The following is a 19906-nucleotide window of genomic DNA, read 5'->3' as shown; positions in this document are numbered from 1 at the left end:
GACACTTATATTTACACATGCCTACAATAATCTCAAGAGTTTTTGAATGGAATTATTTTTAAGCAGGGAGGATTTGGTGTGATTTATCTCGACTATGCCGCTTCTACACCTATGTGTGGTGAAGCTTTAAATATGTTTAACGTATTAAATAAGGAAATGTTCGGAAATGCCAGCAGCCTTCATGATGCGGGCGGTCAAGCAGCCTACACGCTGGATTACAGCAGGCAACGAATAGCAAATATGATTGGCGGGCAAAAGGAAGGCATCTATTTTACGACAGGGGGAACAGAATCCAATATGCTGATTGTGCAATCGATCCTGAACGGGTTGCCGCAGCATAAAAAGCATTGGATCATGAGCGCTTTGGAACATCACTCGATGTACAACCTTGCCACTTTGCTGGAACGTCAGGGCTATGAGCTGACCATTGTGCAACCGGATCGGGAAGGACGAGTGACTCGTGAAGCTCTTTTACCTCACCTGAGAGAAAACACCGGACTTGTATCCGTACAACACGCCAATTCGGAAACGGGATTGGTTCAGGACCTTGCTGCCTTATCTCCCCTACTACGCGAACGGGGTATTTTGCTGCATAGTGATGCGGTACAGACATTTGGGAATATTCTCGTAGATGTAGAAGCCATGGGAGTAGATGCACTCTCTGTATCGAGCCATAAAGTGTATGGCCCCAAAGGCGTCGGAGCTGCATATCTCAAACCCGGAACTCCTTGGCGTCCCGTGTACCCTGATACAATACATGAAAACGGATTTCGTCCTGGAACGGTTAATGTTCCCGGGATTGCAGCCTTTGTCGCGGCGGCAGAAATGATGACCGAACAGATGGAGTCGCATCAGGAGCGATATGCTTCCCTGAGAAGACACTTTATTACGAAAATTCGGGAAAGATCCATTCCGTTACGTTGGGTGGTACAGGAAAGCGAGAATAAAGCAGCGCTTCATCATATAGTAGGCTGTTTTTTTCACGGTTACGAGGGACAATATGTTATGCTGGAATGTAATCGCAGAGGTGTCTGTATATCCACTGGAAGCGCATGTGCTGCCGGACACCACGATCCTTCGCCTGCCTTACAGGCGCTTGGAGCATCCGGCCGTGAAGCGTTACAATTTATCCGTGTTTCTTTCGGAAGAACGACCACCATCGAGGAATTGAATGTATTGGTAGATATTTTGACAGACCTGACGCATCGAAAAGAAAGGAGCTTATCCCGTTGACTGAATCTTTAAAACGGTCAGGTACGGATCGCCGCGAACAGCTACTATTGTGGCTCAAGAGCGAATCACCACTGACCGGGAGCGAACTGGCGCGCAGATCCTCCGTCTCCCGACAAGTAATTGTACAGGATATTTCCCTGTTAAAAGCAAGCCAAGAGCCTATCCTTGCAACGAGTCAAGGATACATTTATATGGAGCCTGCGGGTCAGGCAACTCCCTTAGCCTCACGTATTATTGTGTGTAAACATCGACCTGAACAGACAGAAGAGGAACTAAAGCTGATTGTGGACTACGGTGTAAGTGTGCAGGATGTTATTGTTGAGCATCCGGTATACGGGGATCTGACTGCTCCGATACGGGTTGGAACTCGCAAGGAAGTGGACGATTTTATCCGTAAAATCAGCTCCACCCAGGCCACTTATTTGTCCCAGCTGACGGGAGGCATCCACCTGCACACCTTGAATGCCTCGGATGAAGATAAAATTAATGATGCCTGCGCTGCATTGGAGCAAGCAGGCTTCCTAATGACGGACTAACTTAGTGCACTTAGCGGAGTAAAGAAAATCCTGTCCAGTGTATGTGGAGTGCAACTGTGCTCCACATGGACGGTATGTAAGCAGCGAGAAATAAAAAAATCCCGGCCCCCTCATATAAGGGAATCGGGAATGAACTATGTGAGCTTAATTTCAAGCAGCTCATATTTAATTACAGCCATGGGTGCATCCACATGAATGATACTGCCCACTTCTTTTCCCAAAAGTGCCTTGCCTAAAGGACTCTCATAGGAAATTTTGTTATCAAGAACATCCGCCTCAGCAGGACTTACAATTTTGTATTCCATCTTTTCTGAAAATTCGATGTCATTCAAAATGACAGTCGATCCAATACTAACGGTTCTAAGGTCTAAATTACTCTCATCCACGACCCGGGCTTTGGTCAGCATCTTCTCCAATATGAGAATGCGGGTTTCCATAAACGCTTGGTCGTCCTTGGCTGAGTGATACTCACTATTTTCTTTCAAATCGCCGTAGCTGATAGCCAACTTAAGGCGTTCGGCTAGCTCCTTGCGTTTTACGGTCTTCAGTTCCTTTAGCTCATCCTCCAGCTTGGCCAATCCCTCTTTAGTTAACAATACTTCTTCATTCGACATATTTTATCTACAACTCCTATTTCAGCATTTTGCTTAATTCCAATTCAACGCTCAAAAATACAATAAACGAACTAAACCGTTTTAGTCTAAACATTGCTGATTGAAAACGCTCTGGGATTTATGCAATTGATCATTTGGCTTGCTTTATTGTAGTTTACTCTAAATCGGACCAACATGCGAAATAAATTACTGGATAACAGTAGCCAACTGCCTTCAGCCAGGGTGATTCTTATAGTAACCAATGCTCTCTTATTCGCATATCGTATGATCATAACGTATTTTGATGAGCACTGTAGTGCCGCTGTCCTTGTCCCGAATTTTCATAAAAACCAGGCAAGAACAGTATATGGCGGGAGGAAGATTCAATGGCTTCCTTAGGAAAGAACGGCAATGGGAATGGCAATGGAAACGGGAATCGTAAATCCAAATCCCCACCTAACGGTCAAAAGAAAAATGGATTAAACAGTAATTCGGCTATCTTTTCCGCGCTTCAAGGAAAAAATGTGGAGGTCCTTGTGGCAGCCCTCCTACTAACAGGAAAACTAAACGTCGATTCGGTGACTTTATACAGACAAGCAACATTGTTTTTAGGACTCACAGGAAAATACAAAACACTAGCATCCACTCCATCCAATGTCGATAATATGGTGAAATTTTTAAATGATAACGGGAATATGACACTGGACCAGGTGATACAAGCCTTTTCACAGAAAATAAATAATTAACAAGTGGCGAAAGGAGACTTATGTGGTGAGTGAGTTTGATGGAGAATATTTTGCAGAGGTTGTCATTATTGTGATTCTAGTTGCCATGTTCTTCTATGGCTCCTCAGATATAGAGGGACTTTCCGCTTCGCCAACCCAATCCTAAAATGATAATTCCCGCTTCGTAAAAAATAAAAAAGCATCTATAGACTCTCACGAGGTCAATAGATGCTCTTACTTTTTAACGGCCCATCATTTCTACTTCATGGCCCTTTACTTCTACACTTATCGTTTGACTAGAAACTTCTCCTGAAGCATTGACTAACTCGGCCCGGTACTCATATGTACCCGGCTTTTGATTTTGGATGCTGGTCACTGCACTTTGGGCCTGCGGACTTTGGCTCAGCAGATCCTGCGCGTCGATCAGCTTTCCGTTTTCATACAAGTTGTATTTCGTCGCATTTGTGCCCCACCACATGTTCATAGCAAGAGTATAGGCACCATCACCATCCCAATTGTCATGAGACAGCACTGGAATGCCAGGAGAAGCATCGGTCACTTCGACAGTTAACGGGTCGCTGGTCGTTTTACCAGAAGCGTTGATCAGTTCTGCAGTATACGTGTAGGTACCGTTGGTCTTACCTGTAACAGGAATGACTGCATGCTGTGCTCCAGGAGAAGCCGCTTGCAACGATTGAGTGCCAATCAGCTTGTCATTTTCGTACAACTTGAGTTCATCACCATTCGTACCCCACCACAGATCCATAGTGATGTTGTAATTGCCGTCCTTCAGCCCAGTGTCCTGCCCGTTATCATGCGACAGCACAGGTTTACTCGGCACTTCACCTACACCAGTCTTTTCGACTCTAACAGTTACAGGATTGGATACGACCGTTTTACCATCCAAGGTAACGCTGGCTGTAATCTCCGCGCTCCCCTCTTTTAGGGCCTTAAGTTCTCCATACGTATCCAGCGAAACGGATTCATGACTGCTGACATACTGAACAGAAGCGCGGTTTAAATCTGCTTCGCTGCCATCTGTCAGCGTACCCTTGAGATGTGTCACTGCCGTATCCCCAATGTTGAGGGTCGTTTGATCCAGTGAAAGCTCTACTTCTTGCAACTCTGCACCTGCCTGAGCTGAAAAATCATCCAGTCCACGCGGTTTCAACTGATAATTCCCTTTGAAAATCGCCGAAATTCCTTTTAGCTTCACGTGCTGTCCTTCTTGATATGGAAAAGTTGTCCGTGTTAAGCCTGTACGTGCATCGACACGCACATGGTGACTTACTTCACCTGATACTGCATCAAATTCAAACGAACCTACGGGAGTCGCGTCTATCACATTACGAATCATTGCCGTAGGAAGCTCAACCAACTGTCCTTGGCTCGCATCACTGAGTTGGGTGACTTGTACAGCTTCTGGAAGTTGTCCTTCTCCCGTTTTTTCAATTGCCACTGGATCGGTTAACTCTAGCTCACTATTAAACAGTGCCAAGCTTGCTGTAAGCTTTACTCGATCCCCTTGGTGAAAGCCGCTTTGGTTCTGATATACATAAATACCGCCACTTTCATCCTGCATGTAAAAGGCTTGACCACCGAATACACCTGGTTCTGTCGTCACAACACCCTCTAAGGTCACGACTTTACCAGCCGGGAGACTCCGTGCTTCTGCGACACTGATACGAGCTGGAACCGTATTGCCTTCCTCAGGCAACGGCTGGGCCGGGACATCAGCCAACACGACGGATTGAGTCAGCAGATTGCTGCCGTTTTGCCTCAGTCTAAGATTAGCTGAACCACTGGTTCCCGGCTTGATTCGCACCGTCAAGTCCTTATAGGCATGCCCTTTGCCGTTGGACTCCAGACTAAATGTTCCGCTATAGCCGTAAGAGGTTGGCCAGCTTCCATCCGGATTTTGAATCTGGGCTACTTGATTGCCGCCCTCTATATAAATACCTGTGCTGAATCCGCTAATCGTACTATTGGGAGCCAGCTGATCGGCAGTAACTCGAATTTGAAAAGGCTGTGCATTGGGCAGCTGCTCTTGACGAACGATGTTGTACACAGGCTGCGCACTGGCTGTAGGTCCGCCATAGGACCCTGCTTTGAAGGTTCGCTGATCCCACCATTTGTAGCCAGCTGCGGGAGCGGACCAAGGCTCGGCTTGTGGTTCCGTGGAAGCCTGTGGCTCTTCAAAAGGCAGTAATGCCGTCGGCTGGTCCAGCTGTAAGCTTTTCACTTCCGTCAGGCTGGTATACTCCTCCTTCTTGGACAACCAGTCTACGATATTGACCAGTAACTCGGCGTCATCCTGCTCCTTAAAGCCGTCATAGGTTGTCTTCTTGGTTCCTGTCTCTTCGCGCAAATATTTTGGCGTTGCATCTTCGACAGGAGACGAGTCCCCAATGAAAGCAGCTTTGCCTAGTCCTACTTTCGATACAACTGCATAAGGTCCTTCCGGAATGCCGCCTCCATTATACACGCCCTGATCTACCGCGTTGCCCCAAGCCTGATTGGTTTTAGGTAGATATACGATTCCCTTGGCTTTCGCTGGGTCGATAATTGCGAGTGTTGATCCTGCATGCATTGCCACATTACTCACTCCAGCTGTAATGCCGAACGCCTGTGCTGGCTCGACAATCTGATTGGCCGTGATATCGCCTAATGCATTGTAGCGAAAGCGCACACCAAACTGGCTGCCCAGCCAATCTGAGCTGACTACGCCCTGCATTGCTGCCGAGCTTTTTTCTTCCGCACTCATTCCCTTCGCAGGGTCTTCCCATGCACCACGACGATAGCCATTAATGCTCTCCGATCCGTCCCAGCGATTCTTGTTGCGGTCCGCGTTATAATGATCTCCAATGAAAAAAATACTATTGCCTGCTTTTACATACTGCTCCATTGCAGCCTGTTCGCTCTGTTTAAAAGGAATATTCGGCTCTGCTGTAACAAATACATCATAATTCTTTAGATCATTGTAAGTAATGGGCGTAGATTGGCGAAGCTCGTGTACATCATAGCCATTGCTCGCGAGGGCTTGGCCGAAGTCTGAAAATCCACCATCAATCACCCAATCTGCTGCGCCAGCTGTCTGTCCATGAGTATTATCAAACAGCACTTTTTTACCAGCGTTCTCATTGACCACTTTCGCTGCAATGAAGGGGGCTGGGTCCGCCGGACCTTCTGCCCGTACCGGTTGCATGCTGCCCGCAACACCAGCATACAACGATAAAGTGAAAACCAAAGCAGTTGCATATTTGAAGCTACGGGATGTAAAACGACGAAAGATTCCCATTCTTTCCCTCCTGTTTGTTGGTTTAAAGCCCTTCTGGGGGGCATCAGATACAAATTTTAGCATTCATTTATGTTCGAATATGCATTGTTTTGTAAATCTTTAGGAATAATGGATAGGAAGGAAATTCCAATAAAAAAGATACACTGTATGCAGCAATGTGAGCACCGCAAATAGGATTTTCCCGGCAGCCCGGGTTCTTCTTTCCCCTGTAATCAGCTTTGCGCCATTCACGATCAATACCCACACGGCAATGAGTGCTGAAATGAGTGGCAGTGTGCAAATTCCCCAGATATACCACGCGGAATAGCCATACACGATCTGATTGTTACCATAGACGACCTGCACTCCGAGAAAAATCGTGTTTAGTGACGCAATGAATGCAAGGTTGGACGAAATGTGATTATTCGTTTTACGGATAGCTTTGATCACATATCTTACGATCCAAATTAGCAAGGTTGTGATGAAAAATAAGGAGGCGGCTGCATAGCTGACAAGCAGAGTCCAGGTGCGGTGCCAAAGTGTCGTTTGCTTCATGGTTTTACTATCCGGGGCAACCATCATCCACGTACCGTTTTCCTGATACAGCAAAATTTTAAGCTGGCCCTCCTTTTCCACAAACAATCCATCGCCTGCTGCTTGAAAAACTTTGTCTGTTGCTTCATTCTCATTTGGGTATTTTCCTTTAACAATTAACGTATGATCATCTTGAATTCGCACGGTGTATGTAATGTTTCCCAGTATTCGAATCCATTTTCCCCACCCATGAACAGGATTAGAATCCACCTGATATACACCCTCAATCTCTGGCGAAAGCTTCACTTGCGTGGTAGAACGAGCCAGTGACTGAGAAGCGGCCTGCGGATTTGCGGGCAGCATTTGGGCTATCGCATCGATGACTTTTCCATGAAGCAGAGTGTCCGTGTCAGCTGAATTAATGATCACAAAAATGCCGATCTTTTGTGACGGAATCAGTACCATTTCGGAAATAAAATCATCAATTTCCCCGGTAGCCCACAGCATAGGTACTCCTGTCTCCAAATGACCACGAAAAAATCCGTAGCCCACGCCATCCAGGCGTGCATCGACTGCAAATTGCTGCGCATGCATCACTTTTACCGTATGTGGTTGGAGCACCACTTTGCCCTCATACTTGCCTTGGTTTAAATGAGTGATCAAGTAATGGGAAAACTCGTTGGGTGTGACGTTCAACGCTCCTGCTCCGGGCAGATTGATATACGACAAAGGCTGTTTCAAATACGCTCCATCCTTCCACTGATACGACTGGGCCTGTGCAGGATGATTTAACGGCAATTCCAGTGTCGCGCTGGGCATATTCATCGGCTGGAACAGATGTGTACGAAGGTAATCATTCAGTCCCTGACCGCTTACTTGCTCCACGATATTACCGATCAGACCGAAGGCGACATTACTGTATTCATACTGAATTCCAGGTTTGCGGATAGGTGGCTGATTTTGAAAATACGTGCTGAGATACTGTTCTGTGGGTAAAACGCCTGCCCGAGTCGAGCTGTTAATGTCGTACAGCGCTTCATCCAATCCTGAGGTATGTGTCAAAAGCTGATGCAAATTGAAAGGCTGATTCTGGTATTGCGTAGCTTTATAGCTGTGGAGATAGTTATTCACGTCTTCATTCAAATCAAGCTTGTTTTGCTCAACCAGCTGCATCGTGGCGCTTGCACTAAATGATTTGGTTAGAGAGCCGACACGAACAATGGTCTTTGCTGGATCGAATGCCATTTTCCGCTCCAGATCTGCATATCCGTAGCCTTTACTAAAAAGAATTTGGGTTCCCTGAGTCACGACGACCGCAGCCCCCGGAATATGCAATTTTTCCAATTTTGTAACCATGATATCGTCCACTTTTTTTTCCAATGAATTAGGTGTTATGCTGTCTATTGCCCATGCCGGAGCAATGAGCAGGTTCCAGAGAAACAACGCTGCTAAAAATGCGGATAGGTAGCAAATGCCTTTATTCTTCATATTGAAGTACCATCCTTACGTATGAAGTTGATTTAATGATTTGAACCGTGCGGTGATTGCATAGCGAGCAGATATTTATACTCCGTATGGAAGCCATCAGCATGGCGCTATGGAATCATCGCACTTCCCATCGCGGGAGTGCACATAATAAAGCGAATCCTGATCGAGTCGTGTAAGCAGACGGCATCTTACCTGTCGATCAGGATTCATGTGTTACAGATTAAAAAATTAGTGATTCAGTTCTTAAAATCATCAACCGTAGATTTTCAAGATTTATGATGTGCTAAATCTTGTGTCATGTCTTTGTCCGTGTTCCGAGTTATCTTTTGTATTGCGGCACGGATACTTTTTACATTTTTCTCGATAAATCCGGGTTCCAGTAGTTCATAATGATTACCAATCAAGCTATGCTCTTCATAGCTACCTTGTGTAGCGTCTTTCCATAAAAGTCGATTATCTCCTGTACCCCTCACCGTTTCCGATCCAACGGCGACAAAGCCGTGAATATTCGCCTGAACGCTCTCTGTATTCACAAGCTGGTTGCCATACACCGCGTAAGCGATCATTTTACGTTGGTACGTTTCATTCAACAGCTCACGGTAGGAGTCGGGAACCTGTTCCAGCATGTCATGAATTTCATGCTCTGTTTCTTCAGCTGTGAAGGGCAGGGCTTCCGCCCTTTTGACCGAATCGAGCATAAAAATATCTGATACGGTATGACCTTGACGTTCCAGTGTGTCAGCAACCTTATGCGCCAGATTACCACCTATGGAATAACCAAGCAGTACATACGGACCTTGCGCTTGCGTGCTGACGATCAAATCAACGTAACGTGCCAGCATGGCCTGCTCATCGGCAGCATCATCCACGAACTCCAATCCATACACGACTGCGTCCTGATCCAGTTGTTTGGCCAGCTCCGCGAACGACAGCCCGTATCCAAGCATAGGAGGAAAGCAGAAGATGGAGATCGGACCGTGTTCATTCAACCGTATGATTGGACTATCGGCCTTGTATTCCAGATCCGCTTTCAATAATGTGAGCGCCTGCTCTTCTATAGTCGGGAAGTCCATAACACTACGGATGGGGAGCTCAATGTCTGTGGCAAGGTGAACTTTGCGTATAAGCTCCAGTACTTTCAAGGAATGTCCACCCAACGTGAAAAAGTCATCATGGATACCCACTTGTGGAATTTCAAGCACTTCCTGCCAAATGGATGCCAGCAACTGCTCCACATCGGTTCGCGGGGCGACATATTCTATACCCGTGTGCAGCCCTTTGTCCGGCACAGGTAAAGCTTTGCGATCGATTTTGCCGTTTGTCGTCAGCGGAAGCCGATCCAGTTGTACAAATGCGGATGGAATCATATAGCTCGGCAGACTGGCCGACATCGCAGCTCGAATCTCACGGACGGTCAGCTGTTCATCGGCAGTGAAGTAAGCACATAATTGCTGTTGACCCGTTCCATCCCGCAAAGCGATAACGACGCTATCCCGCACGGACGGTACACTTGCCAGCCGCGCCTCCACTTCGCCCAGCTCAATCCGGTAACCGCGAATTTTAACCTGTTGATCAATCCGTCCGGCGTATTCCAATATGCCGTCTTCACGCCAGCGAACAAGATCTCCTGTACAGTACAGGCGATCTCCGTCCACCCACGGGTTAGCAAGAAATCTCTCAGCCGTCAGCTCAGAACGATTTAAATAACCACGTGCAACTCCGTCTCCGCCGACAACCAGCTCACCCCAGGCTCCGACCGGTTGCAGGTTAAATGACGAATCCACAACATACGCCGTCGAATTGCAGATGGGACGTCCGATCGGCACAGAATCTAGCTGTTCTTCCGTAATGTGATACGTCGTCGAAAAAGTTGTATTTTCCGTTGGTCCATAGCCGTTAATGATGTTCATGTCCGGATTATCACGCAGAACCCGGTTAATATGGGGTGCAGACAAAACATCACCACCAACCAGCAAATACTTCACATCGCCGAAAAGTTTACTATCCTGCTGTGAAAGCTGATTAAATAACGGTGTGGTCAGCCACATCATGGTGATGCTATGATCCCGTATCGTCTCTTTAAGCTTGGCCGCGTCCAATAGATCATCCTTATGCACAAGAACAAGCTGACCGCCGTTCAGCAGCGCGCCCCAAATTTCAAACGTAGATACATCAAATACAAACGCGCAAGTCTGCAGCATTCGAGTCGATTCATCAAATGGCACATAATCGGTATTGCGGACAAGGCGCACGACACTTTGATGCTCAACAACGACACCCTTAGGCTTACCTGTTGAGCCTGAGGTATAAATAACATAAGCAGCATGATTACCCGCTCCATCTATACCCAGATTGGAAGCATCTGCACTGTAGGACGTATCCTCATTCAGATTAACAATCTGTCCGTCAAAATAGCAACGATCCAGCAAATCTTGTTGAGCCAGCAGCAGTTTGGCTCCCGAGTCCTCCAGCATATAACGGATACGGTCCTCCGGATATTGTGGATCTACCGGCACATACGCGCCACCAGCCTTCAAAATAGCGAGTGTTCCCGTAATCATATCCAGCGAGCGCTCCGTCAAAATGCCAACAGGTTCATCGGGTTTCACCCCTGCATCACACAGCGTATGCGCTAATCGGTTGGCTGTCTCATTGAGCTCCCGGTAGGTCAATGATTGATGACCCAAAGCGACGGCAATATGATCCGGCGTACGCTCTGCCTGCTCCTCAAACAATTTTTGGATCGTGTGATTGCTTGGATATGCAGAGGCAGTGTTATTAAACTCTCCTGTAATTTGTTGTTTTTCCGCCGCTGTAACCAGTTCCAGCTCTTCTATGCAAACATTCGGGTTAAGCAAAACTTGCTCCAACAGATTCACAAAATGTCCATGCAGACGCTTAATGCCTGTTTGATCATAACTTAACGCATTATACATAAAACGAATCTTGATGCATTCTCCTGGCATAACGACTAAGCTCAGATCATAGTTAGTCTGCTCCGCAGCCACCACGTTGGAGATCGGGAATAGTTCCTGCCCGTCACTTCCCAGTTCTTCGACCTGCTCATCTACCGGATAATTTTCAAACACCATAATATGGTTAATTAAATCCTGTTTCTGATCGGTCAATGCCTGAATCTCAAACAGTGGATACGTATCATACGCATGAGAAGCCAGAGCCTGCTCCTGCGTTTTCTTCATAACTTCTGCAAAAGATTCCCCTGCCTCACTAAGGATGCGAACAGGAATGGTATTAATAAACAAGCCGATAATATCCTCTACCCCGATAATATCCGATGGACGGCCTGAGACGACACTGCCAAATACGACGTCACTGTGGTTGTTATATTTTTGCAGTAAAATCCCCCATGCGGTTTGTAGTAACGTATTCATGGTCACTTGATATCGCTTAGCCGTCTCCTCCACCCGGAGGGTCAACTCACGTTCCAAAACCGTCACCCAATCACTAGCCGTGTTGCCTCCACTCTTGCGACCGGATTTTACAGCTGGTAATGCTGTTTGCTGCTCATATCCGGATAAATAGCTGCTCCAGTAGTCGGTTGCCGCCTTGCGATCCTGTGCTTCGAGCCATTCAATAAAGCGGCTGTACGGCACTGCGGGTGCCAGCTCTGGTACTCTGCCCTCCTGAAGTGCTGCATAGCTTTCAAACACTTCTTTATTTATAAGGGACAGACACCAGCCGTCCATGACGATATGATGGAAGCTCCATACAAAATGATAGCTGTCTTCTCCGGTACGTAAAATCGCTACACGCAGCAGAACATCCCTACGCAGATCAAAACCTCGTGCTTTATCTTGTAGCTTGAAATTTTCCACCCGGGTATCTATTTCATCCTTCTCCAGATGGTGTAAATCTTCATATTGAAAGCCGCAATCCTGATTTCGATACACCACCTGCAATGGTTCCGTATCTCTGCCAAAATAAAAATGTGTACGCAGCGCCTCATGTCGCCGAACCAGAATATTCAGGCTTTCTGCAAAAGCCCGAATGTCCATCTGACCTCGCATATCATAAGAAACCTGCTCAAAATACGCGTCATTCGCGGCTGCTTGACTATCTAGCTGGCTGTGAAACAGCATCCCTTTCTGCATCGGGGTCAGTGCATATACATTGTCGATCTCACCTGCAGCACCCATTTCAGATAAGAGGCTGTCCAAGCCCTCCACACTCATTCCTTTATAGGAAATATCACTTGGGGTAAGCTCCGGGTGTTCTTTATGGATGCAATGCACCAAAATTTCGCGCAGGCTCGATTCCAGTAATTTCGCCAATCGCTCGATCGTCTCCGGTCTATAGCTGGTACGGCTATAGCTAATCGTCAGACCCAGTTGACCTCCCGAAATGATGCCACCAAAATCCAGCGTATACGTTCGAGCCATGGTCGGGCTCAGCGGCATCCCACCCTCATATGAGGATGATTGCAAGTCGTTCCCTTTCATATCCTGATCGAACTGTCCCAAATAGTTAAAGCTGATTTCGGGGTCTGTCGTAAATAGGGCTGGAGATGCCTCCGGTGCCTGTGTCTGATGATCGGCTAAGTATTTCAGTACACCGTAGCCAATCCCTTTTTGCGGGATGCCGCGCAGTCCTTCCTTCACCCGCTTAATCCGTTGCGAAAGTGCCAGTTCTTCAGGCATATCGAGCAAAACAGGATATTGGCTTGTAAACCACCCTATCGTCCGGGTAATGTCCACCTCTGGTAAAATGGCTTCACGTCCATGTCCCTCCAGATTAATCAGGAACCGATCATTTCCACTCCATGCTTGCAATGCCATTCCTACCGCCGTCAACAACAGGTCATTAATTTCTGTACGGTAGGCACGATTGGCCTGCTTGAGCAGCTGCTCTGTCTCTGCATGTGTCCACAAAGCAGTAACCGACTCACTATCGCCAATCAATGGCTTTTCGTGCTCGTTATGCCCGTAATCCTGCGGCAAAGGAGCCGGATCCGCTTGTGCAAGTTTCCCCCAATACGCTTGCTCACGTTCCATAGCTGGACTGTTGGCATAAGCGTGCAGCTGCTCGGCCCATGTTTGGAACGAATCTGTTTTATGAGGCAGCTGAATCACCTGTTCACCCTTGGAGGCTTGATCATAGGCAGTCGCCAAATCCTCGAATAATATGCGCCAGGATACTCCGTCCACCGCCAAATGATGAATCACGACCAGCAGATGATCTCCATCCGGGCAACGGAACAGCCCCAGTCTCATCAGCGGACCTTCGCTTAGGGAAATACCAGATTGAATTTCATTACATTTCGCTTCAATTATCTTCGCCAAATCTTGCTTGTTTACATCGCTGTCATTATAGTCAAAGCATTCCAGATGGTACGGTTCGCCTTCCTCTACACTGCGGTTCCATGCTGTACATCCGTTCTCCGACAAACTAAAAACCATACGCAATGCATCATGGTGCGAAGTAATCTGATGGAGCGCCCGCCGTAGTGCCTGTTCGTCATAGCCTTCCTGACGATAGAGCATGACAGATTGGTTAAAATAGTGTGGTTCTTCCGTTGGCTGTTCAAAAAACCAGCGCTGAATCGGTGTAAGCACTACATTTCCTGTAACCTCGCCCTGCTCGGCTATTCGGTTAACAGGCTGAATATATGTGCTTAGTCCCGCAATTGTCGGGTATTTGAACAAATCCTTCATTTCCAGCTTGTATCCAGCCTGAAACAAGCGGGACGATACTTGGATGGCCTTGATGGAGTCACCACCCAAATGGAAAAAGTTATCCTGTATTCCGACTTTCGGGATACCAAGAATGGCTCCCCAAGCCGTAGCCAGTGCCTGTTGGACATCCGTCTCGGGTGCCACATAATCCATACCTGTATCGAGATTGTGCTCAGGTGCGGGCAGTGCCCTACGGTCTACTTTGCCATTCAGCGTCAAAGGCAGTCTGGAGAGCTGCACAAAGTAGGACGGCACCATATAGCCAGGCAGATCCTGCGACAAAATGTTACGTAAGTCGCTGGCGCTCAATTCACTGTCTGTTGCAAAATAGGCACACAGCTGTTTTTGTCCGTGATCATCCTGCCGCACGGTAACAACCGATTCCTTCACACCTGGAATTGTGGACAATCGGGTTTCAATTTCACCCAGTTCAATGCGGTAGCCGCGAATTTTGACCTGTTCATCCATTCTTCCCTTGTACTCCAGTACACCATCAGCACGCCAACGCACTAAGTCTCCTGTACGATAGCAATATTCTCCAGACCGGAATGGACTTTCAATAAATTTTTCCGCCGTAAGCTCGGGCCGATTCAGATATCCTCGCCCAACACCGTCGCCACCGACGATCAACTCTCCCCAGGCTCCGATAGGTTGCAGCTTCAACGAACGATTGACCACATAAGCGGTCGAGTGATCAATTGGACGTCCAATGGGAATAGCCTGGGTTTGCGGTTCTGTAATGTCATAGATGGTGGAAAAGGTGGTGTTCTCCGTCGGCCCATAAATATTGGCCAGGCGAAGCTGCGGGTACTCCTTCAACACACGATTGACGTGTGGTACAGACAACACATCACCACCCACGAGCAACTCCTTCAAGGACGCAAACACTCCGATTTCTTGCTGCGAATACTGATTGAATAAAGCCGTGGTCATGAACATCGTGTTAACACGATACTTGTCAATCGCCTGCTTGAGCTTGGAGGAATCCAGAATAGTATCATGACTTACCACATACAGTTGTCCCCCGTTCAGCAGCGTTCCCCAAATTTCAAATGTGGAGGCATCGAACACAACTGCGCCCAATTGCAGCATACGTGTATTTTCATCAAGCATGGCATAGCTTTTGTTTTTCACTAGACGCACGACATTACGGTGCTCAATCATCACGCCCTTCGGTTTGCCTGTCGTACCAGAAGTGTAGATCACATACGCAAGATCTGAGGAAGATCCCACTGTTGTAATCGCAATTGTTCCATCGGTATGAGCGTCACATTCAGATTTGCTATTCCATCGTTGTTCATCACTCAAATCAATGACCGGAATGCCGGGTTCAAAAGGCATCTGCTCACGTCGCTGTAACAGTAACAGCCCCGCACTGGAATCCTCCAGTAAATAACGGATACGCTCCTCAGGATAATCGGGATCAATGGGAACGTAAGCCCCTCCGACCTTCAAAATCGCCAGCATACCGACGACCATTTCAATGGAGCGTTCAGCCATAATGGCTACTCGCTGTGTCTCTGGCTCGGACCCGCGCTGTATCCCATGGGAAGCGAGTATGCGTGCCAGACGGTCGGCACGTTCATTCAGCTCGCGGTAGGTAAGCTGCATGTCCGCAAAGGTGACGGCCAGCCGATCTGGTGATTGCGCTACCTGTTCCTCGAACAGCACATGCAGTGCTTGATCTCGTGGATACGGATAGTCTGCTACCGTATCATTGAATCTCTGCACAAGCAGCTCTTTTTCTTGGGCCGAAACCATTTCAATAGCCGAAAGAACGATATCCGGCTGTTGAGTAACCGCATTGATAAGCTGCTGCAAATGTTCAGTCAGTCGTTCAATGGTTTCTCGTTTGTACAGCCGAGTTCCGTATTGAAGAGCACAGGAAATTTGTTCTCCATCCTCCACTGCGAACAGACTTAAATCAAATTTGGCGGTCGTTTGTTCACTTGGATAGGATGCCAGTTGCAGCCCTGCCAGCTGCTGCTCTTTTTGCTCTAGATTTTGCAGTGCAAACATGGTATCAAATAACGGATTACGGCTTAAATCTCGATCCACGCCCAGCTTCTCCACTAGCTCTTCAAACGGATAATCCTGATGTTCAAAAGCCTTTAACGCGTTTTCCTTGACCTCCAACACATAATCGCGGAACGTTTTCCCGCCTTCTGGATAATTACGGATTGCCAGTGTATTCACGAACATCCCGATCAGACTGCCAAGATCCGCATGGGGCCGCCCTGCAATTGGCGAACCGACAATAATATCCTCCTGCCCGCTATAGTGGCTAAGCAAAGCCGAATAGGCTGCCAACAGCACCATATATAATGTCGATTCCGTCTGCACCGCAATGCTTTTTAAGCCTGCGCTTTGTCGTTGGTCAAGCGTAAATTCCAGCACATCTCCTTCAAAGCTTCTCACCGCTGGCCGTGGATAATCAGTCGGTAGATCAAGCACTGGTAGCTCTCCTGCGAAGGTATTGAGCCAGTAGTTTTCCTGTTCCCGGTAGCGTTCACTTTGCTGCTGCTTCTGTTGCCAAGCGGCGTAGTCTTTATACTGAATGCGTAACGAGGGCAGCGTGTCGCCTGCATATAAATGAATGAAGTCCTGAATTAGTACATTTATAGAGGTGCCGTCCGAAATGATATGATGCATATCCATGAGCAAAATATGATGCTCTGGGTCTGTTTCAATCAAACCAACTCGGAATAACGGAGCCTGCCCCAGATCGAATGGTTGGACAAAGTTACGTACCAGCTCATCCGTTTCCTTTGGGGTAGCTCCGTGAGCATTAGTCAATTCCATGCAAAAAGGAACCTCGTCATGTACTCGCTGGACAGGTTCACCGTTCATGGTCTCAAAACTTGTGCGCAATGTTTCATGACGGTCAATAAGCTGACGGAACGCGCTATCCAGTGCCTTGTGATTAAGTGAACCGGTCAGAGTCAGGACACCAGGTATGTTATAGCTAATTCCCGCTCCATCAAGCTGATTGAGGATATACATCCGTTTTTGAGCCGAAGAGACCGCATAAAATGGCTTATTCTCCGTAACAGGGATGGATTCATAAGTGGTTTGCTCCAGTGCTTCAATAACTTGCGCCAGCTGTTCAATGGTCGGATGCTGGAACAGATCCTTTAGCTGCACATTTCTATGCAATTCTTTATAGATGAGTGATATGACATGTGTCGCCCGCAGGGAATGTCCTCCTGCCTCAAAAAAGTTATCCTTAATGCCAATGCGCTCAAGCTCAAGCACATCTTTCCAGATGCTAGCCAGTTGTGCTTGTAATTGATTTTGAGGAGGTACATATTCTGCGCCTGAGCCTACACCTCCCTCTGGCTGTGGCAACGCTCGGCGATCCACCTTGCCGTTGGGCGTCAGTGGCAATTGCTCTAGCTGTACAAAATACGACGGTACCATGTAGCCCGGCAGCTCCTGACTCAAAGCGCTACGCAGCTCACTTGTCGCTACTTCCGCATGGGTGACCACATATGCGCAGAGCAGCTTTTGCCCCTGTTCATCTTCATGTGCAATTACAACAGCTTCTCGGACTGCCTCCAGCTTCAACAGCTGTGCTTCCACCTCGCCCAGCTCGATCCGGTAGCCCCGGATTTTTACCTGCGCGTCGATCCGTCCCTTATATTCCAGCGTCCCGTCCGCATTCCAACGCACCAGGTCCCCTGTTCGATAGCAGCGTTCGCCACCACGGAACGGGCTGTCAATGAACTTTTCGGTCGTCAGTTCTGGGCGGTTGCGGTATCCGCGAGCCACCCCGTCACCGCCGACAATCAGTTCCCCCCACGCTCCAACAGGCTGGAGCTGCATCGAACCGTCCACGACATATGCCGTCGAGTTATAGATCGGGCTACCAATGGGCACAGATCCCGATTGAACGCCAGTAATGGCTTGTGTGGTAGAAAAAGTCGTATTTTCCGTCGGACCGTAGCCGTTAATAATATGTAGATTCGGATGGGCCTCCAATACCCGATTAATATGCGGTACGGACAGCACATCACCACCGACCAATAGCTCCCGCATCCCCTCAAATAGTTCCAAGTCCTGCTGGGATAGCTGATTAAAGAGTGGTGCGGTCAGCCACATCGTGGTAATGCCGTGATTGCGGACAACTTCCTTGAGCTTGGGCGCGTCCAAAATAACATCCTGACTCACCAGCACCAGCTGTCCACCGTTCAATAGCGCACCCCAAACTTCGAAGGTGGACGCGTCAAAGACAACAGACCCGGTCTGCAAAATGCGTGTGTCGGCATTCAAGCGTGCATAGTTTGTGTTTGTCACCAAACGCACGACATTACGGTGCTCCACCATAACCCCTTTGGGCTGGCCTGTAGTCCCTGAGGTGTACATAATATAGGCCAAGCGACCAGCTGCGCTCGCCTGTGGTTGTTCTTTAGCTGCATAAGTCTGTTGTATTTGTTCTGGTTCTGCTTGTTCTGATTGCGTAGCTTTTGGTTGCATGATTTCTGGTTGTATGGTTGTCGTAGAAGCAAGTTCGGGACTGGCGGAAATGGAGTAGAACGGATCTAGGCAGTCCACGTATCCCGAATCAGTATTCGTCCCGTGCTCATTCGACAAAATGGGATCGTAACGATCAGCATCATCCGTTCCATAAATTGCGGCATCGCTAAGGTCAAGCACCATTCCCTTAAAATCAGTGGGCCGATGTTCCATTCGCTGCACGAGCAGTATGTCCGCACCGGAATCCTTCAGCAAATAGCGTACACGCTCATCCGGGTAATCAGAATCAATGGGTACATACGCTCCACCTGCTTTGAGAATTCCGAGCATACCGACAATCATCTCAATCGAGCGTTCAGCTACAATGCCGACCGTCTGCTCGGTGCGGATTCCCTGCTTACGTAAAGAATGAGCCAGTCGGTTGGCCTTTTCATTCAATTCTGCATAGGTTAGGCTATCTTGCCCATACACTACCGCCACCTGCTGTGGTGTCTGCTTCGCCTGTTTCTCGAACAATTCATGAATAGACGCATGACGTGGATAATCCACATTTGTATCGTTGAAGGTATGGAGCAGCTGCTCTATTTCTTGCTCTGACAGCACTTGTGCTGTGGAAATCGCCAACTCTGGCTGCTGCAAAACAATAGTGTACAGCCGCAGAAGCTGCTCAACAAAGTGCTCAATCGTCGTCTCGCTATAACGGTCGCTACTATACTTTACGTTTAGGGAAACCGCTTCATATTCCCATTGAAACTGGAAATCTAGTTCAGATTGTACGTGATCCAAAAAATCAGAAATATGAATATTTCGCAAGGATACTGTGGTGTGAATAAGAGGCTTTCCATCCTCATCACGTTGAATGTCAAGTAATTCAGAATAGTTCCAAAAAGGAATGTTTTGATGTTCAATAGCTTCGCCGACAGAGGTTTTGATTTGAGACAGCAAGGCTTTGAAGGTTGTGCTGGAATCCAGCGTATTTTTCAATAAAAGTAGATGGTTGATCGGCTTTGTAGCACCGTTGCTAGACTTGGCTACCGGAATGCCCAGCAGCACACGTTCCTCACCTGTGTATTTATGCAATAAGCTCTCTACTCCAGCAAGCAGGACCATAAACACGGCCCATGGAGCGCCACCTGTTATAGATGATATTCTTTGGGAAATTTCAGTTGGAAATGTGAGCGTGTACATATGGGAATTTAAACTCGTTACAGTTGTACTTCTGGACACATGGTTAGTGTATGGTAGGCAGATGGTATGATCCTCAGATTCCAGTTTATGACTCCAGTAATTTTTTTCCTTCTCAAATAAGGCTTTCAATGACATCCCTCCTGCTTCTCGGGGCCTGTTCCCC

7 protein-coding genes are annotated in these 19906 nt (G+C 47.7%); 3 read left to right on the top strand and 4 right to left on the bottom strand.

All coding sequences use genetic code 11. The features are described from left to right. Nucleotides 1-78: 78 nt before the first annotated feature. Both MHH57_RS11215 and MHH57_RS11210 read left to right on the top strand, forming a co-directional pair. A complete protein-coding gene (locus MHH57_RS11215; RefSeq protein WP_069011676.1) occupies nt 79-1233 on the top strand; it encodes an IscS subfamily cysteine desulfurase in 1155 nt (384 codons plus the stop codon). Next, the gene (locus MHH57_RS11210) at nt 1230-1769 is read left to right on the top strand and encodes a transcription repressor NadR (protein WP_029514848.1); all 540 of its coding nucleotides are present in this window, start codon (nt 1230-1232) and stop codon (nt 1767-1769) included. The genes MHH57_RS11215 and MHH57_RS11210 overlap by 4 nt, the downstream gene beginning before the upstream one ends. 134 nt (nt 1770-1903) lie before the next feature. Here MHH57_RS11210 and greA read toward each other — a convergent pair whose 3' ends face one another. After that, nucleotides 1904-2383, bottom strand: a complete 480-nt coding sequence (gene greA / locus MHH57_RS11205) for a transcription elongation factor GreA (protein WP_013310174.1) — start codon at nt 2381-2383, stop codon at nt 1904-1906. A 365-nt stretch (nt 2384-2748) separates the two neighbouring features. Here greA and MHH57_RS11200 point away from each other — a divergent pair, with 365 nt between their 5' ends. Then, nucleotides 2749-3108 carry a hypothetical protein gene (locus tag MHH57_RS11200; protein WP_029514846.1) on the top strand — a complete coding sequence of 120 codons (360 nt, stop codon included), beginning with the start codon at nt 2749-2751 and terminating at the stop codon, nt 3106-3108. A 220-nt stretch (nt 3109-3328) separates the two neighbouring features. Here the strand turns inward: MHH57_RS11200 and MHH57_RS11195 are convergent, their stop codons facing one another. From MHH57_RS11195 to MHH57_RS11185, 3 genes are all read right to left on the bottom strand, one after another. After that, nucleotides 3329-6385, bottom strand: coding sequence for an endonuclease (locus MHH57_RS11195; protein WP_342435094.1), 3057 nt, complete (start codon nt 6383-6385; stop codon nt 3329-3331). Between the two features lie 99 nt (nt 6386-6484). Beyond that, complete coding sequence (locus MHH57_RS11190; protein ID WP_069011683.1) at nt 6485-8386, bottom strand: serine hydrolase domain-containing protein; 1902 nt, start codon at nt 8384-8386, stop codon at nt 6485-6487. Between the two features lie 266 nt (nt 8387-8652). After that, nucleotides 8653-19872 (bottom strand): amino acid adenylation domain-containing protein, encoded by an 11220-nt coding sequence (locus tag MHH57_RS11185; protein ID WP_342435093.1) that lies wholly within the window; start codon nt 19870-19872, stop codon nt 8653-8655. Nucleotides 19873-19906: the final 34 nt, after the last annotated feature.

The organism is Paenibacillus sp. FSL H7-0442, from assembly GCF_038593105.1.
GTDB classification, from domain to species: Bacteria; Bacillota; Bacilli; order Paenibacillales; family Paenibacillaceae; genus Paenibacillus; species Paenibacillus polymyxa_D.
The sequence above is the reverse complement of the archived record's forward strand: the minus strand, read 5'-3'. Positions and strand labels throughout refer to the sequence as shown.